The organism is Corynebacterium sp. (assembly GCF_022712275.1).
Taxonomy (GTDB): Bacteria; Actinomycetota; Actinomycetes; order Mycobacteriales; family Mycobacteriaceae; genus Corynebacterium.
Map to the genome: position 1 here is coordinate 20,499 of NZ_JALAGU010000013.1, position 26,106 is coordinate 46,604.

22 protein-coding genes are annotated in these 26,106 nt (G+C 68.6%); 4 read left to right on the plus strand and 18 right to left on the minus strand.

Annotation, left to right across the window (positions count from 1 at the left end; genetic code table 11):
- Positions 1-37: 37 nt before the first annotated feature.
- The 16 genes from pgeF to Q0A27_RS02405 form a co-directional block, all read right to left on the minus strand.
- Positions 38-808 carry a peptidoglycan editing factor PgeF gene (gene pgeF, locus Q0A27_RS02330; protein WP_291473470.1) on the minus strand — a complete coding sequence of 257 codons (771 nt, stop codon included), beginning with the start codon at positions 806-808 and terminating at the stop codon, positions 38-40.
- The gene (ftsZ, locus tag Q0A27_RS02335; protein WP_291473471.1) at positions 780-2,039 is read right to left on the minus strand and encodes a cell division protein FtsZ; all 1,260 of its coding nucleotides are present in this window, start codon (positions 2,037-2,039) and stop codon (positions 780-782) included. Before ftsZ ends, pgeF begins: the two co-directional genes overlap by 29 nt.
- Before the next feature lie 146 nt (positions 2,040-2,185).
- Positions 2,186-2,881, minus strand: coding sequence for an FtsQ-type POTRA domain-containing protein (locus Q0A27_RS02340; protein ID WP_291473472.1), 696 nt, complete (start codon positions 2,879-2,881; stop codon positions 2,186-2,188).
- A 5-nt stretch (positions 2,882-2,886) separates the two neighbouring features.
- The gene (gene murC, locus Q0A27_RS02345) at positions 2,887-4,371 is read right to left on the minus strand and encodes a UDP-N-acetylmuramate--L-alanine ligase (RefSeq protein ID WP_291473473.1); all 1,485 of its coding nucleotides are present in this window, start codon (positions 4,369-4,371) and stop codon (positions 2,887-2,889) included.
- Between the two features lie 3 nt (positions 4,372-4,374).
- A complete protein-coding gene (murG, locus tag Q0A27_RS02350; protein ID WP_291473474.1) occupies positions 4,375-5,487 on the minus strand; it encodes an undecaprenyldiphospho-muramoylpentapeptide beta-N-acetylglucosaminyltransferase in 1,113 nt (370 codons plus the stop codon).
- A complete protein-coding gene (locus tag Q0A27_RS02355) occupies positions 5,484-7,013 on the minus strand; it encodes an FtsW/RodA/SpoVE family cell cycle protein (RefSeq protein ID WP_291473475.1) in 1,530 nt (509 codons plus the stop codon). The genes murG and Q0A27_RS02355 overlap by 4 nt, the downstream gene beginning before the upstream one ends.
- 13 nt (positions 7,014-7,026) lie before the next feature.
- Positions 7,027-8,448, minus strand: a complete 1,422-nt coding sequence (gene murD, locus Q0A27_RS02360) for a UDP-N-acetylmuramoyl-L-alanine--D-glutamate ligase (RefSeq protein ID WP_291473476.1) — start codon at positions 8,446-8,448, stop codon at positions 7,027-7,029.
- A 12-nt stretch (positions 8,449-8,460) separates the two neighbouring features.
- A complete protein-coding gene (gene mraY, locus Q0A27_RS02365) occupies positions 8,461-9,561 on the minus strand; it encodes a phospho-N-acetylmuramoyl-pentapeptide-transferase (protein ID WP_291473477.1) in 1,101 nt (366 codons plus the stop codon).
- A gap of 12 nt (positions 9,562-9,573) precedes the next feature.
- Positions 9,574-11,091: a UDP-N-acetylmuramoyl-tripeptide--D-alanyl-D-alanine ligase gene (murF, locus tag Q0A27_RS02370; RefSeq protein WP_291473478.1), complete on the minus strand. Its 1,518-nt coding sequence runs from the start codon at positions 11,089-11,091 to the stop codon at positions 9,574-9,576.
- A complete protein-coding gene (locus Q0A27_RS02375) occupies positions 11,088-12,719 on the minus strand; it encodes a UDP-N-acetylmuramoyl-L-alanyl-D-glutamate--2,6-diaminopimelate ligase (protein WP_291473479.1) in 1,632 nt (543 codons plus the stop codon). Before Q0A27_RS02375 ends, murF begins: the two co-directional genes overlap by 4 nt.
- Entirely contained in the window at positions 12,716-14,638 is a 1,923-nt protein-coding gene (locus tag Q0A27_RS02380; protein WP_291473480.1) for a penicillin-binding protein 2, read from the minus strand. The genes Q0A27_RS02375 and Q0A27_RS02380 overlap by 4 nt, the downstream gene beginning before the upstream one ends.
- 127 nt (positions 14,639-14,765) lie before the next feature.
- Complete coding sequence (locus Q0A27_RS02385) at positions 14,766-15,488, minus strand: hypothetical protein (protein ID WP_291473481.1); 723 nt, start codon at positions 15,486-15,488, stop codon at positions 14,766-14,768.
- Positions 15,489-15,541: 53 nt separating this feature from the next.
- Positions 15,542-16,564 carry a 16S rRNA (cytosine(1402)-N(4))-methyltransferase RsmH gene (rsmH, locus tag Q0A27_RS02390; protein ID WP_291473482.1) on the minus strand — a complete coding sequence of 341 codons (1,023 nt, stop codon included), beginning with the start codon at positions 16,562-16,564 and terminating at the stop codon, positions 15,542-15,544.
- Between the two features lie 192 nt (positions 16,565-16,756).
- Entirely contained in the window at positions 16,757-17,188 is a 432-nt protein-coding gene (gene mraZ, locus Q0A27_RS02395) for a division/cell wall cluster transcriptional repressor MraZ (protein WP_291473483.1), read from the minus strand.
- Positions 17,189-17,775: 587 nt separating this feature from the next.
- Complete coding sequence (locus Q0A27_RS02400) at positions 17,776-18,159, minus strand: DUF3040 domain-containing protein (protein WP_291473484.1); 384 nt, start codon at positions 18,157-18,159, stop codon at positions 17,776-17,778.
- Positions 18,160-18,347: 188 nt separating this feature from the next.
- Positions 18,348-18,809, minus strand: coding sequence for an SAV_6107 family HEPN domain-containing protein (locus Q0A27_RS02405; protein WP_291473485.1), 462 nt, complete (start codon positions 18,807-18,809; stop codon positions 18,348-18,350).
- 161 nt (positions 18,810-18,970) lie between these two features.
- Here Q0A27_RS02405 and Q0A27_RS02410 point away from each other — a divergent pair, with 161 nt between their 5' ends.
- Positions 18,971-19,576: a GNAT family N-acetyltransferase gene (locus Q0A27_RS02410; RefSeq protein WP_291473486.1), complete on the plus strand. Its 606-nt coding sequence runs from the start codon at positions 18,971-18,973 to the stop codon at positions 19,574-19,576.
- A gap of 24 nt (positions 19,577-19,600) precedes the next feature.
- Here the strand turns inward: Q0A27_RS02410 and Q0A27_RS02415 are convergent, their stop codons facing one another.
- Positions 19,601-20,608, minus strand: a complete 1,008-nt coding sequence (locus tag Q0A27_RS02415; RefSeq protein ID WP_291473487.1) for a methylenetetrahydrofolate reductase — start codon at positions 20,606-20,608, stop codon at positions 19,601-19,603.
- Positions 20,609-20,726: 118 nt separating this feature from the next.
- On the opposite strand from Q0A27_RS02415, the gene Q0A27_RS02420 reads away from it, so the two are divergent.
- Together Q0A27_RS02420 and Q0A27_RS02425 are read left to right on the plus strand one after the other, a co-directional pair.
- Positions 20,727-21,848, plus strand: coding sequence for a polyprenyl synthetase family protein (locus Q0A27_RS02420; RefSeq protein ID WP_291473488.1), 1,122 nt, complete (start codon positions 20,727-20,729; stop codon positions 21,846-21,848).
- 1 nt (position 21,849) lies between these two features.
- Entirely contained in the window at positions 21,850-23,463 is a 1,614-nt protein-coding gene (locus Q0A27_RS02425) for an alpha-(1->6)-mannopyranosyltransferase A (protein ID WP_291473489.1), read from the plus strand.
- Here the strand turns inward: Q0A27_RS02425 and Q0A27_RS02430 are convergent.
- Positions 23,377-23,739 carry an Rv2175c family DNA-binding protein gene (locus tag Q0A27_RS02430; protein ID WP_291473513.1) on the minus strand — a complete coding sequence of 121 codons (363 nt, stop codon included), beginning with the start codon at positions 23,737-23,739 and terminating at the stop codon, positions 23,377-23,379. The two genes, Q0A27_RS02425 and Q0A27_RS02430, sit on opposite strands and share 87 nt — an antisense overlap.
- A gap of 164 nt (positions 23,740-23,903) precedes the next feature.
- Between Q0A27_RS02430 and pknB the strand changes: the two genes are divergently transcribed.
- Positions 23,904-26,081 (plus strand): Stk1 family PASTA domain-containing Ser/Thr kinase, encoded by a 2,178-nt coding sequence (pknB, locus tag Q0A27_RS02435; RefSeq protein WP_291473490.1) that lies wholly within the window; start codon positions 23,904-23,906, stop codon positions 26,079-26,081.
- Positions 26,082-26,106 lie beyond the last annotated feature (25 nt).

A 26,106-nucleotide genomic window follows, 5' to 3' on the forward strand; every position in this document is an offset into this window, starting at 1 on the left:
TCGTCGCTCGTCGTTCTCTGGTCCAAAGGTACCGGTGTCAGGGCATCCAGACCACTGAAGCCTGCCGGCCCGTGGTGCCTTCTCTCCGGTAGGAGAAGAAGTTCTCCTCTGCCACCGTGCTGCGCGGATCAGCGTCAATGGACCTGACACCGAGCCCCAGCAACTGCCGGGTGATCCCGGCCCTGATGTCGAGACCCGGGGTGCCCACCCTGGTGGTGGTCCGGGACCCGGGGAGACGGGACTCCACATCGGCCGCCATGGCCTCGGGAACCTCGTAGTCCTCCCCTGCCGCCGCTGCACCGAGCAGAGCGTGGATCCGGGCCGGGGATGCACCGAGTTCCACCATCGCATCGACAGCCTTCGGGACGATGCCGTTGCGGGCACCGGTCCGACCGGCGTGCACCGCGGCGACCACACCCGCCTCCTCATCGGAGAGCAGGACAGGCACACAGTCGGCGGTGAGGACGACCAGTGCCACACCTGGCAACGTGGTGACCAGCGCATCAGTCACCTCCACCGGGTTACCGTGGAGACTGTCGAGCAGCTCAGCGGTGACCTCCGTGACGTTCGGCGAATGGATCTGCTCCATGTAGACCATCTGCTCGGCCGGGAGCTCCAGCAGGGACGCCAGACGGGCCCGGTTGGCGGCGACGGCGGCCGGGTCGTCCCCGACATGGTCACCGAGATTGAAACTGCCGTAGACGCCGTCGGAGACACCGCCGTTGCGGTCGGTGACGACCTTACGGACCTTCCGGTCCCTGCGGTCGTCTCCCACGGACTCAGAAGAAGTCGGGGAGATCAAGGTCATCCTCCGCTTCCTCGCGGCGGCGGGAGCCCCGGCCGTTGCGGGCCGCGTCCTCGTGCGGAGTGAACAGACCGTCATTCTCCCGCTGCTGACGCGACTGGGCCGCAGCACGCTGGGAGCGGTCCGGGGCGGCGTCCTGGCCGAAGATCCCCTGACGGGACTCAGGTCCGCGGGTCTCGCGGGCCACAGCCGGCGCCGGGGACTGGTCGGGCTGCTCGGCGGCCTGCACCGGATCCACCGGCTCCGGTGCGCGGTGCTGACCGCGGCTCGGCAGGGCGTTGACGTTGGCGGAGTCGTCGAAACCGGTGGCGATGACGGTCACGCGGACCTCGTCACCCAGTGAATCGTCGACGATGGTGCCGAAGATGATGTTGGCGTCCTCGTCGGCGAGTTCCTCGACCAGGGACGCGGCTTCGTTGACCTCGAACAGGCCGAGATCGCCGCCACCGGCGAAGGACAGCAGCACGCCGGTCGCCCCCTCCATGGTGGACTCCAGCAGAGGGGAGTTGATCGCCGCCTGGGCAGCCTCCTTGGCACGGTTGTCGCCACGGGCGACACCGACACCCATGAGGGCGGAGCCGGCGTCCGTCATGACGGAGCGGACATCGGCGAAGTCGACGTTGATCATGCCCGGGGTGGTGATGAGCTTGGTGATGCCCTCGACACCGGAGTGCAGGACCTCGTCTGCCAGGCGGAAGGCCTCCATGAGCTGCAGTGCCGGATCACTGTTCTTCAGCAGGCTGTCATTCGGGATGACGATGAGGGTGTCACAGACGTCCTTGAGGGCGTCGATGCCCTCCAGGGCCTGCTTCGCACGCTTGCGACCTTCGAAGCCGAAAGGGCGGGTGACGATACCGACCGTCAGCGCGCCCTGCTTCTTGGCGATCTGCGCGACCACGGGAGCAGCGCCCGTACCGGTTCCTCCGCCCTCGCCACAGGTCACGAAGACCATGTCGGAGCCCTCGAGCATCTCCTCGATCTGGTCCCGACTGTCCTCGGCCGCGGCACGGCCGACCTCAGGGTTGGCGCCGGCACCGAGACCGCGGGTCTTCTCCCGGCCGATGTCGAGCTTGGAGTCCGCGTCGGTGAACATCAGCGCCTGTGCGTCAGTGTTGATCGCCACGAACTCCACCCCCTGAAGGTTCGCCTCGATCATCCGGTTGACGGCGTTCACTCCGCCGCCACCCACACCGACCACGGTGATCTTGGCGATGTGGTTGTCAAAGTCGCTCATGTTGCGTGTTCTCCCTGTGCTGATCTGCTGCTGTTCAGGCCCTCGCTCGTGGAACCCATCTTGAGGGACACGGCGCAGAATTGCCGGAACATTTTCTGTGGCGTGTCGTATCCCTCAACTCAAGGTTGAGGGTTGCGGGACTTTTCTCAGTCCCGGACGGCCGGCTGTGCCGGATTCGAGACATTCCACCGTGCACCCTCGCGGGTGAGCACGATGCGCGTCGCCTCCGCCTTCTCGTCGGCTCGGTCGGAGGTCCCCCAGAAGATCTCCCGGTCGTCACCGAACTTGAGCGTGACGCTGTCGGACGCGGGGGCGTCGACCTCGGTGACCCCTGCCCGGAACTCCGGGTCCATCTCGTCCAGGGCGCGGAGGACCTCCGCGGCGGCGGTGACCGCGTCCTGGTCGGTGGACGAGACCCGCATCGGGGTCGCACCCTCGGGCCGGACATCACGGAGGAACTGGTGTCCTCCGGTGTCGACGGCGACAGGCGTGCCACCGTCATCGAGGACACCGACTGCGGTGTGCTCGGTGACGGTGATCTTCACCGTCGACGGCCAGGACCGCGAGACCGTGACCGTGTCCACCCAGGGCAGCGAGGAGACCGCCGAGGCGGCCGAACCGGTGTCGATTCCGGCCATCCGGTCACCGTCGTCGATGCCCGAGGCGTCCTGCACTGACGCGGCGTCCTGGTTGACGGTGCCGTCGATCTGTACCTTCTTGACGGTCAGCAGCTGACTGACGAGCACGAGGCCGATGACCACGACGACGACCGCCGCCACGGTGGGCAGCAGCCAGCGCGGACGCGACTTCCGGTTCCTGTCCTTCCGGCTCTTCCGGGCCACGGGGATCAGGCCTCCCCGCCCAGTCGCCGCAGAATCTCGTCGGCGAGCATCGTGACCGTGCCCGCACCGACGGTGAGCACGACATCACCGGGGTGGGCGACCTCGGCCACCCGTTCCGGAACATCGCTGAAACGCTCCTCGTAGACCACCGGTACCGTCATGCGGTCGGTGATGATCCGGGAGGTCACACCCTCAACCGGGTCCTCGCGGGCACCGTAGATGTCTAGCACCACAGCGGTGTCCGCCAGGGACAGGGCCGCGGCGAACTCCTCGGCGAAGGTGATGGTGCGGGAGTAGAGGTGCGGCTGGAAGACCGCGATGACACGGCCCTCGGCCCCCTCCGCGGCGGCGCGGGCGGCGACCTTGTCGCGGGCGGCCGAGAGCACGGCCCGGACCTCGGTCGGGTGGTGGGCGTAGTCGTCGTAGACCTCGACACCCCCCGCGGTGCCGTGGTACTCGAAGCGACGGCGGACACCGTCGAAGGCGGCGACACCGTCGATCACCTCGTCGAGGTCGGACCCGACCAGTTCCCCGGCCAGCACGGCAGCGGTGGCGTTGAGGAGCATGTGGCGGCCAGGGGTGCGCACGGTGACGGTACGGACCGTGTCGGACTCCGGGAACCGGACGGTGGCCTGCGAACCACCGTAGACGGTCGTTCCGGCGTCCACGACCACCGCGCCGACCGGCACCGTCGGGTGGGCCTCGAAGGCGGCTGCGGTGCCGTAGCCCAGCACCCGTGCCCCCTCGGCCAGCTCGACCTCGCCGGCGACGACGCGCTCGGCGAGTTCCGCTGCGCCCGGGTCGTCGACACAGGTCACGAGGTAACCGTCGGGGACAACGCGCCCGGCGAAGGCGCCGAAGACCTCGTGGTAGGCCTCCTCGGTGCCGTAGAAGTCCAGGTGGTCGGCCTCGATGTTGGTGACCACCGCGACGGTCGGCGAGTAGGACAGGAAGGATCCGTCGGACTCGTCGGCCTCGGCGACGAAGACGTCACCGGTGCCGTGGTGGGCGTTGGTGCCGGCCCGGTTGAGCTGGCCGCCGATGGCGAAGGACGGGTCCATACCCGCGGCCTGCAGTCCCACCACGGCCATGGAGGTCGTCGATGTCTTGCCGTGCGTGCCCGAGACCAGGACCGCACGACGGTCCGCCATGAGCAGTGCCAGCAGGTCACTGCGGCGCAGCAGCGGGATCCCCCGCTCCGTGGCGGTGACGAGCTCAGGGTTGTCGTGCGGGATGGCGGCGAAGGAGATGACGACGGCGTCCGGCAGTTCTCCCCCGGAGGTGAGGTTCGCGGCGTCGTGGCCGACGGAGATCCGCGCACCGGCGGCGCGCAGCGCGAGGACGACCCGGGACTCCTTCATGTCGGAACCGCTCACGGCGATGCCGTGGTCGAGCAGGATACGGGCGATACCGGACATACCGGAGCCGCCGATACCGACCATGTGCACCCGGTGCAGCTGGTCGATGGAAGTGATGGGATTCGCGTTCATGGTCTACTTCCTGCGTGCAGTCTCGATGACGACGGTGGCGATACGGTCGGCGGCGTCCCGGTGCCCGGCGCCGCGGGCGGCCTCACCGGCGGCAGCGAGGCGTTCGGCGTCACGCAGCAGCGGGACGATCTCGCGGGCGACCCGGCCGGGGTCGAGCTCGGCGTCCTTGACGATGACGCCGCCGCCCGCGTCCACGACCGGACGGGCGTTGAGTTCCTGCTCCCCGTTGCCGTGCGGCAGCGGCACGTACACCGCCGGCAGACCACACGAGGAGATCTCGGCGACGGTCATTGCACCCGACCGGCAGAGCACCATGTCCGCCGCGGCCAGGGCGAGGTCCATCCGGTCGATGTAGGGTACGGCCACATAGGCCGGGGCACCGTCGACCTGTTCGACGTGGATGCTGTTCTTGCTACCGTAGGCGTGGAGGACACCGATACCGGCGTCCCCGAGCGTGCGGGCGGCACCACTGACGGCGTCGTTGATGGACGCCGCACCCTGGCTTCCACCGGTGACCAGCAGCACCGGCGAATCAGGGTCGAGGCCGAAGAACTCGCGGGCCTCGGCACGCAGTGCGGCGCGGTCGAGCTCCAGCAGTGACTGCCGTACCGGAATGCCGACGACCTCGGCACCCTTGAGTCCCGAGCCTTCCACGGCCTCGAGGACCCGGGCGCCGAGCCTGGCACCGAGCCGGTTGGCCATGCCGGTGCGGGCGTTCGCCTCATGGACGACAGTGGGGACCTTCGCCCATTTCGCGGCAAGGTAGGCCGGTCCGGAGACATAGCCGCCGAAACCGACGACGACATCGGCGTCCAGGTCATTGAGGGTACGTCTGGTCCGGTTCAGCGCACCGACGAGCCGGAAGGGGAAAGTGACGAGGTCTTTGTTGATCTTGCGGGGCACCGGGACCGCCGGGATCAGGGAGAGGGTCACTCCCCGCTCCGGAACGAGCCGGGTCTCGAGTCCGCGTTCCGTGCCCAGCGCGGTCACCCGGATACCGGGCTGTGCCTTGCGCAGTGCCTCGGCGACGGCGAGTGCCGGCTCGATGTGTCCGGCCGTCCCTCCACCTGCGAGAACAACGGACAGGGGTCGGGCGGACTGGGATGGATCATTCACGGACGGTGACGCCTCCTGGGCTCATCGGTGCGGTACTGACGTTGCTCGCGGGACCGGGTCCGGTCGTCGCGCTCCGGAGTATCACGGTACCCTGCCCGGGCACTCCGGTGGCGGGCGTCCCGGCGGTCGACGAAGTCCCCGGACCGCGGACCGGACCGACGGGTGACCGGTTCCCCGTAGCGGCGGGCCTGCGGGCGCACCCGGTCGCGCTGTTCGGCACCGGAGGTGTACGGCGCCGGCTCACGCAGCAGCAGGACGCGGTCGAACCAGGGGCGTCCCTCATGCTGCATCGACGAGACGGTCTCGGGTTCGTGACGGGCACAGTTGGCCAGCAGACCCAGCGTCGCCAGCGTGATGACGGCGGAGGTGCCGCCGGCCGAGATCAGCGGCAGCTGCACACCGGTGACCGGGAGCAGGCCGCAGACGTAGCCGATGTTGTAGAAGGCCTGACCGACGACACCGGCGGTGAGGGTGGCGGCGAGCAGCCGGAGGAAGGGGTCCGTCTGCCTGATCGCGGTACGGATGCCGAACCAGCCGAGGATGGTGAACAGGAGGATCACCGCGCCGGCGCCGAGGATGCCGAGCTCCTCACCGATGATGGCGAAGACGAAGTCGTTGGTGGCCTCCGGCAGATAGTTCCACTTCGCGCGGGACTGGCCGAGACCGACTCCGAGGAAGCCGCCGTCAGACAGCGAGTAGAGGCCCTGACGAGCCTGGTAGGCGGCGGCCTGACCGGTCTCGTCATCGAAGTTGAGACGGACGGCGTTGAACCATGTGCTGATCCGGTCGGACCGGTAGCTCATCGCCGTGATGGCGAGGGCACCGACCACCGTGATAATGCCCACCGCCACACCGAAGGCCCGGGTGGCGACACCACTGAACAGCAGGAGTGCGAGGACCACCAGGGCGAGGGAGAACATCATGCCGAGGTCGCGCTGCAGGAGGACCAGACCGAGGATGGCGAAGGAGACCATGATGAACGGTCCGAGCCCGTTCCTGATGTCCGGGCTCCGCCGGGTGTGCATCGACACCGCGGCTGCACCCCACACGGACAGTGCGAGCTTGGCGATCTCGGAAGGCTGGAAGGACAACGGTCCCAGGGCGATCCAGGACCGTGAACCGATGTCGTCGCCGACACCGATGACCAGCACCACGAGAAGTAGGGCGAAGGCCACGAACAGGAAGCCCGGCGCCCAGGCACGCAGCTTCGCAGGTCTGACCCACAGTGCGCCCCACATGACCGCCAGGCCGACGAGGACGATCACCGCCTGCCGGAGGAACTGGGCGAAGACGCTGCCGGAGCCGTCGGCGCCACGTGAGGTGACCATCGACGAGGACAGGGAGATCATGAGGCCGAGTGCCACGAGGATACCGGTGACCAGGACGATCACCTTGTAGTCGAGCTGCGGGGAATCCAGCAGTCGGCGCCACTTCTCCTGCAGCCCCTTCCACGGGGACGCGTCGGCGGACGCCCTCTGCCGGGGACGTCGCGACGCGGTCGGCCGCTGTGTCGTACGGTCACTCATCTGCGTCCCGTCCTCACTTCAGTGTCGACTCGCGTGCGTATTCGGCGAACAGGTCGCCACGTCGGGACATGCCAGGATACATGTCGAGCGAGGCCGCGGCGGGAGCCAGAACGACCGTGTCGCCTGCGGTCGCGGCAGCCCGGGCAGCGGCGACGACTTCGGCCATCGCGGCCGCCGGGTCGGTGGAATCCACCACGGTCACCGGGACGCCCGGTGCGGCGGACGCCAGTTCGTCGGCCAGGATCCGACGGTCCACACCGAGCAGCACCACGGCCTTGAGTGCCGGGGCGACCGCGGCGACGAGACCGTCGACAGCGGCTCCCTTGAGTTGTCCTCCGGCGACCCAGATGACGTCGTTGAGTCCGCGCAGTGCGGCCTCGGCGGCATGCGGGTTGGTCGCCTTGGAGTTGTCCACCCAGTCCACGCCGTCGGTGGTGGCGACGACCTGACCGCGGTGGGCGGCGACGGTGAACCCGGCCAGGGCACGGGACACGGCCTGCGGTGAGACGTCGACGGCCCGGGCCAGGGCGGCGGCGGCGGTGGCGTCGGCCACACCCGCCGGACCCGCCGGGGAGATCCCGGTGGCCGGGGCGAGTGTCGTGACGGTCCCGGTGGCTGCGTCAAGTTCGACGATCTGCCCGTCGCGCACGCCGGTCACCACGGACGCACCGGTGGTGTCGTCCGCGGGATCACCGAGGGTCACGGCACGGTGCGCTCCGGTGACGACACCGGTGTCGCGGACACTGTCCAGCACCGCGGCATCGTCGAGAGCCAGCACCGGCACCCTCCCGGTCAGGACGCGGACCTTGTCAGCGGCGTACTTCGCGAAGGAGCCGTGCCAGTCGAGGTGGTCGTCGGCGAGATTGAGGACGCAGCCGGCGTCTGGCGCGAAATGCGGTGCCCAGTGCAGCTGGAAGCTGGAGACCTCGGCGGCGAGGACGTCGACCCGCGGCTCGGCGAGCAGTGCATCACCGGGCGGGGTACCGATGTTGCCGACGGCGGTGACCGACCGACTGTCCGCCGCGAGCACCGCGGCGAGCATGGCGGTAGTGGTCGTCTTGCCGTTGGTGCCGGTCACCGCGAGCCAGGTCCGCGGATCTCCGAAGAGGCCCGCGCGGTCGGCCAGCCACGCGGCGTCGATGTCACCGATGACCGGCACACCGGCGTCAGCGGCGGCGACGAGCAGTGGGGAGTCCGGACGCCAGCCCGGGGACGTGACCAGAAGGTCGACCTCGCCCAGTGCGTCCCGTGCTTCGGTGACTGACACGGCGAACGCACCGGTCTGTGCCGCGAGCTCCTGCCCGCGGTCGGTGTTGTCGTCCGCGAGGGTCACGGTGCAGCCCAGCGGCGCGAGCATCCGGGTGACACCGGCGCCGGCCACCCCGGCTCCTGCGACGAGGACCCGGCCGGACGAAAGTGCTTCGGTGATGGTCACGGTGTGTCTCTCCTAGAGGCCTGCGCCACGGAGCCATTCGCTGTAGAACAGCGCGACACCGCCCATGGCGAAGAGTGCGGAGAGCAGCCAGAACCGGACGACGACCGTGGTCTCCGCCCAGCCCCCCTGCTCGAAGTGGTGGTGGAAGGGCGCCATGCGGAACACGCGGCGTCCGGTGGTCTTGAACGAGCCGACCTGGATCACGACGCTGGCGGCCTCCATGACGAAAAGGAAGGCGACGACGATCATCAGCAGCTCGGTGCGGGAGGTGATGGACAGACCGGCGACGAGACCACCGAGGGCCAGGGAGCCGGTGTCACCCATGAAGATCTTGGCCGGGGCGGCGTTCCACCACAGGAAACCGAGGCAACCGCCGAGTCCGGCGCCGGCGAGCATCGCGAGGTCCAGCGGGTCGCGCACCTGGTAGCAGCTCACCGCGGCGTCCACGGAGCAGGAGTTGCGGAACTGCCAGAAGGTCATCACCACGTAGGCGGCGAGCACGATACCCGAGACACCGGCAGCCAGGCCGTCGAGTCCGTCGGTGAGGTTCACGGCGTTCGACCAGGCGGAGATGACGATGTAGATGAAGACGAGGAAGATGATGGTGCCGATCACCGCACCGCCGACCTTGAGGTCGAAGGTGTTGATGTCACGGATGAAGGACAGCTTCGTCGACGCCGGGGTGAGGTCGTGCGAGTTCGGGAACTGCAGGATCAGGATGCCGAAGACGACGGCGATGATGAGCTGCAGGGCGAGCTTCGCCCGGGCGTTGAGGCCGAGGTTCCGGCCCATGACCAGCTTGATGTAGTCGTCGGCGAACCCGACGCCACCGAGGGCGAGGGTGAGGCCGAGGACGAGCCAGCCGGAGGCACCGGGGCCGGCACCGTTGGTCGCCAGGCCGACGATGACGGCGACAAGGTATCCGACGGTGATACCGACGAGAATGGCGATACCGCCCATGGTCGGGGTGCCACGCTTGCGCAGGTGGGACTTCGGTCCTTCCTCACGGATCTCCTGCCCGATGCCCTCAGCGGAGAACCGCTTGATGAGGGCCGGGGTGAGGAAGATGGCGACGAAGAACGAGACTGCCGCTGCGACGATGATCTGCATCATGGGATGTGCCGGTTACCTTGCCTGGGAGGAATTGGAGACGGCGGCGTGGAGGCCTTCGGCCACGCGCCACAGTCCGTCAGAATAAGAGGCCTTGACGAGGACGACGTCGCCGGGGTGGGTGGGCGCGCCGGTGAGAAGGTTCACGGCACCGTCGACATCGTCGACCTGCCGGGTCCAGATCCCGCCGTCGGTACCGGCGGCGGCCAGGGCATCCTGGTTGACGCCGTGGCCGACGACGATGAGCCGGTCGATGCCGCGCTCGGCGAGGTACCCGCCGATGCCGGTGTGTTCACCGACGGCATCCTCCCCGAGCTCCGCCATCTGGCCGAGGACAGCCCAGGACTCCTTGCCGGCACGGGTCGACGTGGCGTGCGCCAGGGCGTCGATCCCGGCCCGCATCGAGTCCGGGTTTGCGTTGTAGGAGTCGTTGATGACAGTGAGCCCGTCGGGACGGGTCCGCACGTCCATGCGGTTCGCACTGGCGGCGACGTAGCCGGTCAGCGCCGCCGCGACCTCCGAGGGGGCCAGACCGCACTCGATGGCGGCCGCCGCGGCAGCCAGGGCGTTGGCGACATTGTGCGCGCCGAAGACGCCGAGGCTGACCTTCACCGGATCACCCTTGGGGTGGTGCAGGAGGAAGGACGCCCGGGCGACCTCGTCGAGGGTGATGTCCGAGGCCCGGTAGTCGGCGGTGCCGTCGGCGCCCTGGTCGGCCGAGTAGTACACGACCCGCGCGGTGGTGCGCGGCGCCATCCCGGACACCAGGTCGTCATCGGCGTTGAGCACCGCCACACCACCGTCGGCGGCCGACGGCAGTGCCTCGACCAGCTCGCCCTTGGCCTGCGCGATGCCCTCGCGGGAACCGAACTCACCGAGGTGGGCGGTGCCGACGTTAAGGACCACACCGATCTGCGGCGGGGCGATGCGTGCCAGGTGGGCGATATGACCGCGACCACGGGCCGACATCTCCGCGACGAGGTACTTCGTCGTCCGGCCGGCCTTGAGCACGGTGTACGGGTGACCGATCTCGTTGTTGAGGCTGCCGGGCGGGGCGATGGTCTCGCCGTCGCGGGAGAACACCGCACCGAGCAGGTCCTTGGTCGAGGTCTTACCGGCCGAGCCGGTGACCCCGATGACCGTCAGACCGTTCTCCGCGACGAGCACGTCGGTGCTGTGTCGGGCGAGCCGGGACACCGCGGTGATGACCCGCTCCCCCGCCCCGTCGGGGTCGTTGTCGAGGTAGGACGCGTTGCGCTGCGTCCCCTCCTCTTCCCCGACCACCGGGCAGAGCAGTTCGGGCAACGAGGTGGGCCGGCCGGCCATGACGAGGGACGCCCCGGCCTCGAGCGCGGGGCCGACGAAGTCATGCCCGTCGACACGGGCGCCGGGCAGTGCCATGTAGACACTGCCGGCGGTGATGCGGCGGGAGTCGAACTCCACAGGCCCCGTCACCACCGTGTCAGGGTCTGCGCCGTCGACCAGGGTGCCGCCGGTGACATCGGCGATTTCTCCTGCGGTCAGTTCGATCATGCTTCAGACTCCTTGTGTTCAGGGAGGTCGGAGAGTGCGTCAGCGAGTTCCACCCGGTCGTCGAAGTCGACGACGGTGTCCCCGATGATCTGCCCGGATTCATGGCCCTTACCGGCCACGACGATGACGTCGCCGGAGCGGGCCCAGGCCACGGCGGCGCGGATGGCCTCGGCGCGGTCACCGATCTCCCGGATCCCGGGTGTCACCCCGTCGGTGCGCCGGGCCGCGGCGTCGGTGGCACCGGCGAGGACAGCGGCACGGATCGTCGCAGGGTCCTCATCACGCGGGTTGTCGTCTGTGACGATGACGAGGTCTGCCACGGCAGCTGCGGCGGCCCCCATCTTCGGGCGCTTCTCGTGGTCACGGTTGCCACCGGCCCCGAGGACGACACCGAGACGACCTCGTGAGGTGCCGCCCCGACCGGCCGCCGCTCGGTCGAGTTGGCCGTTGAGGGTGTCGAGGACCGCGGTGACGGCGCCCGGCTTATGGGCGTAGTCGACCAGGGCGAGGAAGTCCACGGCAGTCTGCGGGGAGGATCCGGAGATCTTCTCCATCCGGCCCGGCACGCTGACCTCGGCCAGTTCCGCGGCGATCGAGGCGTCCTCCCCTGCCGCCACAAGGGTGGCCAGGGCGAGGGTGGCGTTGGCGACGTTGAAGGCGCCCGGGATCGACAGGTCGAAATCGACCGCCCCCTCCGCCCGGTCCACGGTGATGTGCTGGGTACCGTCGGGGTGGACGGCGACATCGCTGACCTGCCAGGTCGCGGCCTCGCCACCGGTCGATACGGTGACTGTGTCGTCCCCGGTACGCTCTGCGAGGCGCCGGCCCCACCCGTCGTCGACGCAGACGACGGACACCGGCAACTCGGCGGTCGGGTCCTGCGGCTCGGTGAACAGCAGGGACTTCGCGTCGAAATAGTCCTCCATCGTGGGGTGGAAGTCGAGATGGTCCTGGGAGAGGTTGGTGAACCCGGCGACGTCGAAATCGACGCCACGGACCCGGCCGAGGACCAGGGCGTGGGAGGAGACCTCCATGACCACATGGGTCACCCCCTCATCGCGCATCCGGGCGAAGAGCGCCTGCAGGGTCGGGGCCTCCGGTGTGGTCAGCGAGGTCGGGATCTTCCGGCCGTCGATACGCGTACCGGTGGTGCCGATGAGACCGACATGGCGACGCCCCAGCAGGGCGCGCTCCATCATGTAGGTCGTCGTCGTCTTGCCGCTGGTGCCGGTGACACCGATGACGGTCATGTCCCGTGACGGGTGGCCGTGGATCTCCGCGGCGACAGGGCCGAGCCACTGCCGGCAGTCGTCGACCACGAGGACGGTCCCCTGCCAGGACTCCTCCGCGAGGACGCCGAGACCTTCCTCGTCGGTGAGCACGCTGTGCCCGGCGGACTGTCCGGCGAACCGGGCGCCGTGGGCACGGGTGCCGGGAACGGCCATGAACAGTCCGTCGGCGGGGACGTCGCGGGCGTCGATGGCCGCGGTGGCGACGGTCTGACGTCCCTGCTCAGCGGTCGCCGCGGTACCGTCCACGTCGACGAGGCGGCCACCGGTCAGCTCGGAGAGGCGGGCGAGGGTCGGACGGGTCGGATGTGACGGGCTTGTCGGGCTGGTCGCTGTCACTGGGCCTCCAGGATGAGTCGAGGTGCCTCCGTGGCGGACAGCGGCACGTTGTAGTGGTCGAGCAGCCACGAACCGACGTCGTGGAACAGCGGGCCGGCGGACTGACCGCCGCTGCCGTCGGAACTGCGCTGCGGGTTGTCGAGCATGATGCCCACGACGAACCGGGGATCGTCGGCCGGGGCGATGCCGGCGTAGGTGATCCAGTAGTCGGAGTTCGAGTAGGCCTTGGTGTCAGGGTCGATCTGCTGGGCGGTACCGGTCTTGCCGGCCGTCTGGTAGCCCTCGATGCCGGCGCCGGGCGCGGTGCCCTGCTGGATGCCGGTCGGGTCGGTCTGGTTCACCGCCCGGAACATATCGACCACGGTGCGGGCCGTCGCCGGGGAGACCACACGGATCTCCTCCGGATCGTCCTGCGGGATCTCCGTACCGTCGGGCGAGGTCACTGAGCTGATCAGTGACGGGGTGACACGCACGCCGTCATTGGCGAGGGCCTGGTAGATGCTCGTCATCTGCAGCAGGTTCATCGACATGCCCTGACCGATGGGCAGGTTGGCGAAGGTGCCGCCGGACCACTGGTCGAGGTCCGGGACGTAGCCTGCGGTCTCCGACGGCAGTCCGAGATCGCTGGCCTGGCCGATGCCGAAGTTATGGAGGTACTCGGCGAACTTTTCCTCGCCGACCCGGTCGGCGAGCATCAGCGTGCCCACGTTGGAGGACTTACCGAAGACACCGGTGGTGGTGTACGGCACGACCCCGTGGTCCCAGGCGTCCTTGACCGTCACGCCGGACATCTCGATGGTGCCGGGGACCTGGAGAACCTCGTCCGGGGTGGTCTTGCCCTCCTCAATGGCTGCGGCGGCGGTCATGACCTTGGCGACCGAACCCGGCTCAAAGGCGTTCTCGACGACCCGGTTGGTGAACTCCTTGCCCTGGTCGACCTGCTTGTTGAGGTCACCCATCGGGTTGATGGTGTCCGAGGTCGCCATGGCGATGACCTCGGCGGACTTCGCGTCGAGGACGACGGCGGACGCGGACTCCGCGCCGGACTTCTCCTTGGCCTGCTGGACCTGCTGCTGGATATAGGCCTGGGCGTCGGTGTCGAGGGTGAGCTGGAAGGAGTCGCCGTCGACGGCCGGGTGGCGGTCACGGACCGTACCCGGGATGACAGCGGAGTCGCCGACATCGGAGGTGACGCTGCCGTTGGTGCCCTGCAGGCGGGCGTCCTGCGACAGCTCGAGGCCGTACTGCCCGCCCTCGATACCGTCGCCGACCCAGCCGTACTTGCCGACGATGTTCGCGCCGACCGCACCGTTGGGGTACTGGCGGACGTCCTGGTTCTCGGTGGACAGTTCGGGCCACCGGGCGACGATCCGCTCCGCGATGTCGGGGTCGACGTTCTGCACCAGGCGGACGTAGTTCTTGTCGGAGGTCAACGCCTCGCGCAGGTCCTCCTTCTTCACTGCTTCGGTGTCGCCCTCGAGCATGGCGGGCAGTTCCTCGACGATCTCGTCGAGCTGCTCGTCCGGGGGCAGTGCACCCTCCGGATTGTCCTCGGTCCGCTTGTCGATCTTGTAGCGGTCGGCCATGTAGGTTTCGAGCTGGTTGGGGAAGGCGACGATCATCGAGGCCTTCATGGTGTATGCGAGATCACGGCCGTCACGGTCGGTGACGGCACCCCGGTCGGCGTACAGCGGGGTCTGTACGGTGCGTTGCTCGGAAGCACTGTGGGCGAGCCCGTCCTGCTGGAGGAGCTGAACCTGGACCAGTCGGGCCATGAGCACGAGGGCCACGACGACGACCACCACCACGACGACGGTACCGCGGATCTGGAACCGCCCGGGGCTGGTGTCCAGCGTCCGCCAGGAGTTGCCGGGTACGCCGCGACGCGTGCTGCGCCGGTCAGTCCGGTCCTGTTCCACGGTATCGGTCTCCCATCTCCCGGTTCTTCCGGGCCTCCCCGGTCACGAATGTCTTACCCTACCCGGCGCAACCGGCCGATCCCGCACCCGTGGGACACGGCAGGTCACATCGGGTCGGTGTCCCGAGTCAGTACGGGAGCTGACCGTTGCCCGACGCCGCCGAGGGTGAGATCGGTGCGACCGGGGCGCCGTCACCGGAGTCCCCGTCGACCGGCGCTCCGTCACCGTCGACCGTGGCGACCGGACCGTCGGAGGTCGTTCCCGACTGGTCCGTGGTCGGACGGTCGGTCCGGGGCACGCCACTGCGGGTGGCGTCGAGGTCGATGACGGCGGAGTCGTCCACCGGATCGGCCGGACGGGTCTCGTTGACCTGGTCCCCCTGGACATCAAGGACGCCTGCCTGACCGGGCACGACCATGCCCATGCGGGATGCCTCCGCAGCGAGGTTCTCCGAGGAGCTCAACTCCTTGTAGTCGCGGTTGAGGGACTCCAGCTCATTGGACAGCGTGTCACTGTGCGCCTGGGCGTCCTTGAGGACGAAGGCCTGCTCCGTGGTCTTGCCGGACAGGAACATGGTGGCGCCGATGCCGACGGCGACGAGGATCACGAGGACGACGACGAGCTTCAGGTAGCCGGGGGCGCCCGATTCTCTGGTGGAGACGCGGCGTCCCCGGACCGAGACCTGCTGCAGCGACCCGGTGCGCGGCGGAACCAGGCGGTGGCGGCGGTCCCTGGTACCGGTTCCGCGGATACTTCCGGTATCGGTGGTACGGGCGCGGGAGGGCGTCCGCTCCTGCGTCTTCCCGCGGGTACCGATGGTGCCGGTGCCGGTCATGATTCCTGTGCTCATTGGGTGCCTCGCTGTCCTGGAGAGTGGTTGGTCGGTGGTGGTCGACATCGGGGTCAGTGTCCGGGTCTCGGTCGGATCCGGCGGACCGCCCGCACCCTCACGGGTGCGGACCGGGGGTTGCGTTCGATCTCGGCGGCGCCCGCTTTCTCCGCACCGCGGGTGACGAGCTCGAAGGACGCCGCAGTGTCCGGGAGATCGACGGGCAGTCCCGGCGGGGTGCGGTTGGCGGTGAGTTCGGCGAGCGCCTTCTTGACGATCTTGTCCTCGAGGGACTGGTAGCTCATGAACACCGCCACGCCGCCGAGCCCGAGCCGGTCGGTCGCCGCCGGGATTACCGCGGCCAGGGAATCCAGCTCGGCGTTGACCTCGACACGCAGTGCCTGGAAGGTCCGCTTGGCCGGGTGACCGCCGGTACGACGGGTCGCCGCGGGGATCGTGCGGTAGAGCAGTTCGACGAGACGACCCGAGGTGGTGAACGGTTCCTGCTCACGCTCCCGCAGGACCGCCGAGGCGATCTTGCCGGCGAAGCGCTCGTCCCCGTAGGCGCTGAGAATGTGGGCGAGATCGCCGTGACTGTAGGTGTTGAGTACCTCGGCGGCCGTCAGCGACGAGTCCGGGTCCATCCGCATGTCGAGCGGGGCGTCCTGCGCATAGGCGAAGCCGCGCTCGGCCTGGTCGAGCTGCATCGAGGAGACGCCGAGATCGAAGAGGTAGCCGGAGACGCCGGTGGTGGAGAACTCCCCGGGCAGCCGCCCGTCTGCCGACAGGTCGTCGAGGGCGTCGCCGAGGCCGTCGAACCGGGTGCGGTAGGCGATGAACCGGTCACCGAAGCGGGCGAGCCGGTCCTGTGCCTGGGCGATGGCGTTGGGATCGCGGTCCAGACCGACGACGACAGCCTCCGGGAAAGTCTCCAGGAAGACCTCGGTGTGTCCGCCGGCGCCGAGCGTGCCGTCGACGATGACGGGACGGCTGGCACCGGTGCCCTCGACTCCGGCGCCGACCAGCTCAACCATGCGGTCCCGCATCACGGGGACGTGGCCGAACTCACCACTGATCCGGCGGGACGGTTCTGACATGGTGTGGCCTTTCATCGGAGTCGGAGGTACAGGAGGTACAGGAGGTACAGGAGGTACAGGGAGGGGCTGCATACGGGGCCTCACCTGCGCGGGTCCGATTGACGTCGGGGAAGTACATCAAGCGGATCGTCCGCGCAGATGAGGGCCGGCATACAGCCCGGGGTCGTGCACGCTGCGGATAACAGGGTCCGGCTAGAGGAAGCCGGAGAGAGCGTCGTCGTCACCTTCGGCGAAGTCCGCCTCGTGCTCGGACAGGTAGCTCTCGTAGGCGTCGGCGTCCCATACCTCGATCCGGTCCACCGACCCGATGACCACGCATTCCTTGGTCAGCCCCGCGTAGCTGCGGTGGGCCGGGGCGACGGTGATCCTCCCCTGACTGTCCAGCGTCTGCTCGTCGGCGCTGGCACCGAGGCGACGGACGAAGGCCCGCACCCGGGGGTTTGACCGGGACGACTCCGCGGCCTTGCGTGCGCGGACCTGGAATTCCGCCTGCGGGTAGATCGTGAGGCTGTGGTCCTGCCCGTTGACGACGACGAGTCCGTCCGCGAGTTCCTCACGGAACTTCGCGGGCAGTGTGAGTCGTCCTTTGTCGTCGAGCTTCGGAGTGAAGGTGCCGAAGAACATGTCGTCGACCCCTTTCCCCGGGTGACCGGCCGCTGGTGATCATGCAGTGTGCTGTCGCTGTGAAGTTGTCACGGAACCACTCTCCTGCTCCGCTGGCGCCCACCTTACCCCACATTCCCCCACTCATTCCATGCCCCGCCGGCACATAACTGCAGAAAACGGACCCACAGGTCAAGACAGAACATCCACAAATACTCGTCTACCTGCAAGGATTGCACTCGCGGATCCAGTGGGGAGATGTGGGAGGTTTCTTGCTCGGTGAGCGCTTTCCGAGCACTTCAGCCCCATTTGTACCGACAGTCACACCAGTGACACGTAGCTATTTCCGACACGAATCTTCTTGGTTGCCGCCCCGAACCCACCCAGGACCAGCATGAATACGTGATCCCCCGTCACAAACTCCCCATTCCCCACATTCACCCGACGTCATCCGTCACCCGGCCAGCCCGGCGAGGAAGCAGTGGTGGGTGGAAGTGGGGGATCCGGGGGATCCCCGGTCGGCCCCCACACAAAAACACCGGTGCCTCCGCAGGATCATTGTCCTGCGGAGGCACCGGTGTGGACCGGGGAAGCCGGGGCTGCCTGCCCTAGTCGAAGCGACGGCGGAAGCTGTCCTCCATGCGGTCGGCGATTCCGCCGGAGTTACCGGATGCCTTGGGCTTGCCGCCGTAGTTCTTCTTCGAGCCCTTCTTGGCCGATGTTCTGTCGGACCGGAACGCCATGAGGCCGCCGGCGAACATGATGAAGAAACCGACGAGGCCGAGGATCACGAACCAGAGACTGCTCTGCGCCAGCGCAATGCCGCCGATGAGTACACACAGTCCGACAAGGAACACGGCGATCGACCGGATACCTACGGTCACCCCACCGAGGGCCGCCGTGCGGTTGCGTTCAGCGAATGCCGGATCATCGGCGATGAGCGCCTGCTCGATCTCCTCCAGCATCCGCTGTTCCTGCTCTGACAGTGCCACTGTCGTCCTCCCCTGTCTCTTCTCGGACCGCCTGTTCGGCCACGGGTTAGGTAGGTCATCTAGTCCAACGCACGGGGGTCCGAAAAAGTTTCCCGACCTGTCATCCTCTGGACCACTTTCTGATGACGCCCATGCTACCCCACTCCGCCTCCACCTCTCCCATAATCTTCCCGGGGCTACCATCAGACTCAGGCGACCTCCGGCAGATAGCCCACCATGCCCCGGACCTCGTCGATGAAATCGCAGACCGCGGCATAGAAGCTGTCCGCGTCGGAGTCCCGGAGTTCACGCTCGAGCCCCATCTCCACCCGGGTGACGAACCGGGCGTAGATCTCGAAGCGCTCCACAGTGTCCGCCATCCCGGGCACGGCGGCACGCAGCCGCGCCCAGGCACTGCCGGAGGTCCGACGTCGCTTCCCGGTACGCACATCCTCGATCGCCGCTCCAGCGCCGCGCAGGGCCGCCCGGTAGGCCCAGGTGATGCGCTCGGCCGGCTGGTGTTCCCGGCGCGCCCGCTCCAGCAGACGCTCCGCCTCGTCGACGTAGGAGGCGGCGGTCACATGCGGTGAGCCACCCCGTCGCAGGCGCGTCACCTTCGCCGTCGTGGTCCTGTCCGTCGTCCTGTCCGTCGTCCTGTCCGTGGTTGACACTGTCCGCCTCCTTACCTCGGCTCTTCCTGTCTTCATGTTCTGACAGGGACACTAGGCAGCATCCGGACGTCCACTTCTCTCCCGTCTGGTTAATCGAACATACGTTCCACATGCTCCTCGGAAGCGGTCACCTTTGGCACCATGGAGGAGTGACCGGCACCGTGAAACGAGAAATGGACTCCACCGTCAGCGTCTGCGACATATCCCCGCAGACCTACCTGCAGCGGGTCAACGAGCTTGTCGAACTCCACCTCAAGGCCATGGACTACCCCCGGTCGTCGTTCACCCAGCGCCGGATTCTCTGGGCCGCGAACTCGACCCGCCCCGGCTTCACCGCCGCCGTCGCGCTCGACCACGGTGCCGCAGTCCACGCCGACCCCCGCGCCCCCCACCAGCGCGTGGTCGGTATCGCGTACGGTTTCCCCGGAACCCCCTCCTCCTGGTGGTACCGGGAGGTCTTCCGCGGCCTGCGTGGTGCCGGGATGTCGATCGAGGACGCCACCACCGCCCTCGACGACTTCGACGAGGTCTCCGAGGTCCATGTCATGCCCGGCTACCAGGGCCACGGCATCGGCCGCCGGATGATGGACAACCTGCTGCCACGGCTGCAGCGTCCGGTGGCCCTGCTCTCCACCCCGGAAGTGCCCGACGAGGCCAACGCCGCCTGGAGTCTCTACCGTGAACTCGGTTTCCGCGATGTCCTGCGCGACTTCCGGTTCGGTACCGACCCCCGCCCCTTCGGGATCCTCGCCCGCCCCCGCGGCTGAGCCGGAGGATCCTCCGGTCCGCCTCTAGCGCACCATGTCCTGGCCGAACTTCGGTCCGTAGGCCGGCGCCATACCGAGGTTGTGCAGCACCTCCTGCGTCGCCCGGACATTGTTCATCGTCATGAAGTGCAGGTCCGGGGCTCCCTCGGCGATCAGCCGCTCGGCCATCTTCGTGGTCACCTCGATACCGACCTCCCGGATCGCCGCGGCATTCTTCTGCTCGTCACCGTTGGCGACCTTCGTGAACAGTTCCTCCATGTCGCGGGGCAGTTCACAGCCGGCCAGCTCGACCTGACGGCGGACCGACCGCAGCGAAGTGATCGGCATGAGGCCCGGAATCACCGGCTTGGCACCGTGCACCGGGTCGTAGGCGGCCAGCCGGTCGCGCAACCGCAGGTAGTGGTCGACATTGAAGAACATCTGGGTGATGGAGTAGTTCGCTCCGGCACGCAACTTCTCCACGGTGTAGCGGGTGTCCGTCTCCAGGCTCTCCGCCCGGTAGTGCTTCTCCGGGAAGGACGCGATACCGATGTCGAAGTCCTCGCACTCCGGCATCGAGCGCACGAGTTCGATGAGATGGACGGCATGGCTCAGCCCGCCGGCGATGCCCTGCCACTCCCCCGTCGGATCCCCCGGCGGGTCGCCGCGCAGGGCGAGCAGGTTCGTCAGCCCCAGGGACGCGAACTCACGGAGGATGTCGCGCAGTTCCTCCTCGGTGTGACCGACCAGTGTCATGTGCAGCAGGGTGGTCAGCGGCTTCACCGCGAGGCGTCCTGCGACACGCTCGGTGCGGGCCCGACTGGAACCACCGGCACCGTAGGTCACCGAGACGAAGCTCGCCCCGAGGTCGTGGAAGGCCTCCGCGGCGGACCACAGGCGGGCCTCGGCGGCGTCGTCGCGCGGCGGCATGAACTCCACGGAGAAGGGAACACGTCCAGGGGTTCCGCGCTTCAGGGTGTCGGAGACCGCCACCTGGAGGCTGGGCGGCGGTGGTGTGGTGGCAGGTGACTCTGGACGTGGCGCGGGTGACATACCTGACGATCATAGAAGACGTGTCAGGGCGCTTGAGCGAGGGTCTCCCCGGTCCACCTACTATGGAGCCGTCAGAATCCGTTCATGTCCGCCCATCGCCTCCGGAGAGTGCCTTCGAATGACCTACGCCCCGACCTCCTGGACCCTGGACAGGCCCCTGGTGGACGTCCCTGCCGCGGTGGACGCCGAACTGGACCGTTTCTTCCGCGACCGGCACGCCGAGTTCGACGGCCTGGATCCGGTCGTCGCCGACGGGGTGGATGCCCTCGAGCAGTTCGTCACCGGTGGCGGCAAGCGACTGCGTCCGCTGTTCGCCTGGGCCGGGGTGCGCGCCGCCCTCGACGGCGGCGGCGGGACGCTGTCCGGGTCGACCCGACCGGAGGACCTGCTGCGCGCGGTGGGGTCCCTGGAGTTCATCCAGGCCTGCGCCCTGATCCACGACGACATCATCGACCACTCCGACACCCGGCGCGGCCGGCCGACGACCCACCGTCGTTTCGAGGCGTCCCACCGGGCCGACGGCTGGTCCGGGGACGCCGTCGGCTACGGCGAGAGCCAGGCCATCCTCGTCGGCGACCTCGCCTTCGCCTGGGCCGATGACATGCTCGTGGATTCCGGGGTGGACGCCGCGTCCCTCGCCCGTGCCCGGGAGCCCTGGCGGAAGATGCGTACCGAGGTCATCGCGGGGCAGATGCTCGACATCGCCCTGGAGAACAGCGGGTCCGAGGATCCGGCGATGTCCGAGAAGGTCAACACCTACAAGACCGCGGCGTACACGGTTGAGCGACCGCTGCACCTGGGAGCCGCACTCGGGGACGCGGATGCCCGCACGGTCGACCTGCTGCGCACCGCGGGCCGGGAGATCGGCATCGCCTTCCAGCTGGAGGACGACCATCTCGGCGTCTTCGGTGATCCACAGGTCACCGGCAAGGCCGCCGGTGACGATCTGCGTTCGGGCAAGCGCACCTGGCTGGTCATGCGCGCCCTGGCGACCGCGGACCGGAGCGATCCGGCGGCCGCCGCCCGGCTCCGTGAGGGCATGGGGACGGTGCGCTCCGACGACGAGGTCGACGAGCTGCGGCAGATCATCGTGGACTCCGGGGCCGCCGCACAGAACACCGGCCGGGCCCGGGAACTCACCGACAAGGCGGTGGACGCGCTGCGGACCGGCCACCTGGGGCAGGACATCGTCGATGAGCTCGTCGCCGTGGCCGAGCAACTCACCGAGCGCAGGAGCTGAGATGGCGTCCACAGTCACCGCCCTGGTGCGTGGCATGTCGCGACGCACGGCGATTGTCCTGGGTGCCGTCGGCTCACTGGTGATGGCACTGACCTCCCATGCCGTCGGCGCGACCCGTACGCGTGGTGGTGTGCTGCAGTCCCTCGGGTTGACCAACCTCAGCTTCGGGCACTTCGCCGGGATCCTCGTGGTGGTGCTGTGGCTGGGTGTTCTCGCCATGGTGGTCTCCTGGTCCGTCCTCGGCGGACGTCTGCTGCGCCGGGGCGAGGCCCTCGGCGTCGCCCCGCTGGTGGCGTGGACCGCACCACTGCTGCTGGCCGGCCCGCTGATGAGCCGGGACGTCTACTCCTATCTCATGCAGGGGACACTGAGCCACGAGGGTTTCGACCCCTACGAGGTCGGTGCCTCCGCTGTCCCGGGACGGGTGTTCTTCGAGGTCAGTCCGGACTGGCGCAACACCACCACCCCCTACGGTCCGCTGCACATGTGGATCGGTGAGGGCGTCGTCAGCGTCACCGGTGACAACGTCACCGCCGGTGTGATCGTCTACAAGATCTTCTCACTGGCCTGCTTCGCCGGTCTGGTGTGGGCCGTCGCCCGCCTGGCCGCCGCGTTGAAGGTCAATGCGTCGCTCGCGGTATGGCTGGGGGTGGCCAATCCACTGTCGGTGATCCACCTCGTCGGCGGCATGCACAACGAGGTCACCATGATGCTGCTGGTGTGCACCGGGCTGCTCGCCGCGGTCCGGTTGCCGGCGGTGCGGGGAGCACTGCTCGGTGCGGTCCTCGTCGGTGCGGGTATCGCCCTGAAGGCCACGGCGGCGATCGCGTTGCCGTTCCTGGTGTGGATCTTCGTCGCCCGCTATGCCGGGCCGCTCGGGAAGGACGCCCCGGTGCGGCGTCCGGTGAAGGAGGTCGTCGCCGATGTACGGCACGGGACGCTGCGCCGTGCGGTCACTCTCATCACCGGTGGCGTGGCGTGCCTGGCGGTGTCGGTGGGCATGCTCGCCCTGGTGACCGTGGCCAGCGGCCAGTCCTGGGGCTGGGTCTCCGAAATCAGCGGCAACTCCAAGGTGATCAACCCGCTGGCGGTGCCCTCGCTGGTCGCCTCGGTACTGGTACGCCCGATCGGCGCGGTCAACGAGAACATCTTCTTCAACGACATCATCGACGTCGTCCGGCCGGTCTCGACCGTCGTGATGGTGCTGATCCTCGTCATCGCCTGGGCCGTGTGGCGCCGCTCGGTGAAGGAGGCCTTCGTCGGGGCGACCGTGGCGTACGTGGCGACCTGCCTGTTCAACGCGGTGGTCCTGCCCTGGTACTACATGGCGCCCCTGGCCCTGGTCGGACTGTGGATCCGGGACCGCCGCGCGGTGTTCGCCGTGGCCTGGCTGGCGATGGTGCTGTCGATGACCTTCGACGGTTCCGGTAACAACCGGCTCTACAACATCCCCTGGCTCATCCTCGTGGGCCTGGTGATGTGGTGGCTGGCGCGGACCTGCCTACGCCAGGATGACTCAGCGGAGGAATCAGCTGATGGCCATCCCCTGGGCGCGGCGCATGACCTCGCGGGCGAGGTGCCCGTGGAGGGCGTCGACGGGTCGCCCCGGCAGTGACTCATCGGTGGTGAAGAGGAAGTCGAGGATCTCGGCGTCCTCCCAGCCACCGTCGGCGAGCAGGGCGATGACACCGGGCACGAACTTGTTGATCTCGGCGTCGTCGGTGAAGAAGCGCGCGGGGATGTGGCGCACTCCGTCAACGTCGACGGCGATGAGCCGGTGACGGTTGAGCTCGTCCATCACCCGGGTGACGATGACGCCGAGGAGATCGGCGACATCGGGGACGGTCAGCAGTCGTTCGCCGGCGGGTATCCCGGACAGCGGGGAGGTCAGGACGAGGCCGGAGCCGTCGGGGGAAGTGTTGTTGTCGTTACTCACGTCTACTACCTTAACCGCCCTCCCCCGTATAATCGCCGGGTACCCGTCTGTCCCCGACACGACCAGCGACACGACCACCGACACGACCACCGACACAACCAGGAGGCGATCCCCCCACCGTGGCAGCACAGCTCCAGGCCGGCGATCTGCTCGACGGTCGCTACCGTATCGGGGCGAGTATCGCCCACGGCGGTATGTCGACCGTCTACCACTGCATCGACACCCGCCTCGACCGCGATCTCGCGGCCAAGGTCATGGACCCGGCCCTGGCCGCGGACCGTGACGCGCGGACGCGGTTCGAGCGTGAGGCGCGTGCCGTCGCCCGGCTGGACCATCCCTGCCTGGTGAACGTCTTCGACCAGGGGACCGACGAACGCGAGGACGGCGACCTCGTCTTCCTCATCATGGAGCTGGTCCCCGGCGGGACGCTGCGTGAACTGCTCCGCGAACGCGGCCCGATGCCGCCGCACGCCGCCCTGGCGGTCACCGAGCCGGTGCTGCAGGCTCTCGCACTGGCGCACCGGGAGGGGATGGTCCACCGGGACGTCAAGCCGGACAACGTCCTCATCCGCGACGACCACCAGGTCAAGCTCGCGGACTTCGGGCTGGTGCGGGCGAGCCGCCAGCAGTCCGCTGCCGGCGGTGGCCCGGTCATCGGCACCGCCGCCTACCTGTCCCCAGAGCAGGTGCAGGGCCGCAGCACCGGCCCGCAGAGCGACGTCTACTCCGCCGGCGTGATGCTCTTCGAGCTGCTCACCGGCCACCCACCGTTCCGCGGCGCCACGCCCCGGGACACCGCGGCGATGCGGCTGGACCGGGATGTCCCCGCCCCGTCGGCGGTCATCGCCGGTGTCCCGCAGGAGCTCGACGACCTGGTGCTCATCGCGACCCGCCGCAACCCGGTCCAGCGCTTCGAGGACGGGTCCCAGTTCCTCGAGGCCGTCCGTGACACGGTCCGGGATCTGGGACTTCCGGCGTTCCGCGTGCCGGTCCCCGAGAACTCCGCCGTCCACCGGGCACTGGCGGGGTCGGTCTTCAGCGACCGGCTGAGCTGGGATGACGCAGCAATGGCCACGAGCATGGTCCCACAGGTCACCCCCGACCAGCACACCGCGCAGACCAGTTACCAGGAGCCGGAGCCGCCACGTCGTGTGGAGGAACACCCCACCCACGTCACCCGCCGGGTCCCCGAGCCGGTCCCCGCCCCGTCGGGACCGCCGCTGAGCAACCGTCGCCCGGTCCGCACCGTGCTGTGGACCGCCCTCGTCCTCGTCATGGTCATCGCCGTCGCCGTGGGGTCCTGGTGGGTCGCCTCCGGCCGCTACGGTGAAGTCCCGCAGGTTCTCGGCCAGGACGTGACCGGCGCCCGTTCCGCCGTGGAGCAGGCGGGCTTCACCTCCACGGTCTCCGAGATCTGGTCAGACGACGATCCGGCGGACGCGGTCACCGGGACAGACCCGGGGTCCGGCGAACGGGTGGTACGCGGCAGTGAGGTGGCGGTACTGGTCTCCCGGGGTCGGCCGACCGTCCCCGAGCCGAGCGACACCGACACCCTGGCGTCCTACCGGTCGAAGCTGCAGGACCGGACGCTGACCTGGACGGTCGGCGACGAAGTCTGGGACGACGACGCCCCGGCGGGCGTCGTCGCGAAAGTCTCCCCCTCCTCCGGCACCACGGTGGATACCGGCACCGAGATCACGGTGCAGGTCAGCAAGGGCCCGCGCCCGGTGAAGGTGCCCGGCGTGTCCGGCATGACCGAGAAGAAGGCCACCCAGACCCTGGAGAATGCCGGACTGAAGGTCTCCGGGACCACCGAGGAGTTCGACGCGGACGTCGACGGTGGTGACGTGATCACCACCGACCCGGACACCGACACCGAAGTCCCCTCCGGCTCCGAGGTGCACCTGGTCATCTCCTCGGCAGTGACCGTCCCCGATCTCGCCGGCAAGTCCATGGAGGACGCTGCGGAGGCGCTGCGTGACGCCGGGCTGAACCCGGTGACCGGTGACGCTGTCTCCGACACCGACGAGGACGCCGGGAAGGTGGCGGAGACTTCCCCGACCTCCGGAACCCGCCTGGACCCCGCCCGGAACAACACGGTGACCCTCCATCCCTCCGACCAGGTCAAGGTCCCCTTCGTCATCGGCAAGTCCGCCGAAGACGCGACGGAGGCGCTGGAGGACAAGGGCTTCGAGGTGAAGATCGACGGCCGGTCGGGCGGCCGCGTCATCACCCAGTCCCCCGGCCCCCGCACACGGGTCACCGAGGGAACCACGGTGACCCTGCGGACGATCTAGCGTCCGACCGGCGACAGACTAGCGA

Coding starts and splice junctions, on each gene's coding strand:
- pgeF (WP_291473470.1), bottom strand. CDS start 808: ATGACCTTGATCTCCCCGACTTCTTCTGAGTCCGTGGGAGACGACCGC.
- ftsZ (WP_291473471.1), bottom strand. CDS start 2,039: ATGAGCGACTTTGACAACCACATCGCCAAGATCACCGTGGTCGGTGTG.
- murC (WP_291473473.1), bottom strand. CDS start 4,371: ATGAACGCGAATCCCATCACTTCCATCGACCAGCTGCACCGGGTGCAC.
- Q0A27_RS02355 (WP_291473475.1), bottom strand. CDS start 7,013: ATGAGTGACCGTACGACACAGCGGCCGACCGCGTCGCGACGTCCCCGG.
- mraY (WP_291473477.1), bottom strand. CDS start 9,561: ATGATGCAGATCATCGTCGCAGCGGCAGTCTCGTTCTTCGTCGCCATC.
- murF (WP_291473478.1), bottom strand. CDS start 11,091: ATGATCGAACTGACCGCAGGAGAAATCGCCGATGTCACCGGCGGCACC.
- Q0A27_RS02385 (WP_291473481.1), bottom strand. CDS start 15,488: ATGAGCACAGGAATCATGACCGGCACCGGCACCATCGGTACCCGCGGG.
- rsmH (WP_291473482.1), bottom strand. CDS start 16,564: ATGTCAGAACCGTCCCGCCGGATCAGTGGTGAGTTCGGCCACGTCCCC.
- mraZ (WP_291473483.1), bottom strand. CDS start 17,188: ATGTTCTTCGGCACCTTCACTCCGAAGCTCGACGACAAAGGACGACTC.
- Q0A27_RS02415 (WP_291473487.1), bottom strand. CDS start 20,608: ATGTCACCCGCGCCACGTCCAGAGTCACCTGCCACCACACCACCGCCG.
- Q0A27_RS02420 (WP_291473488.1), top strand. CDS start 20,727: ATGACCTACGCCCCGACCTCCTGGACCCTGGACAGGCCCCTGGTGGAC.
- Q0A27_RS02425 (WP_291473489.1), top strand. CDS start 21,850: ATGGCGTCCACAGTCACCGCCCTGGTGCGTGGCATGTCGCGACGCACG.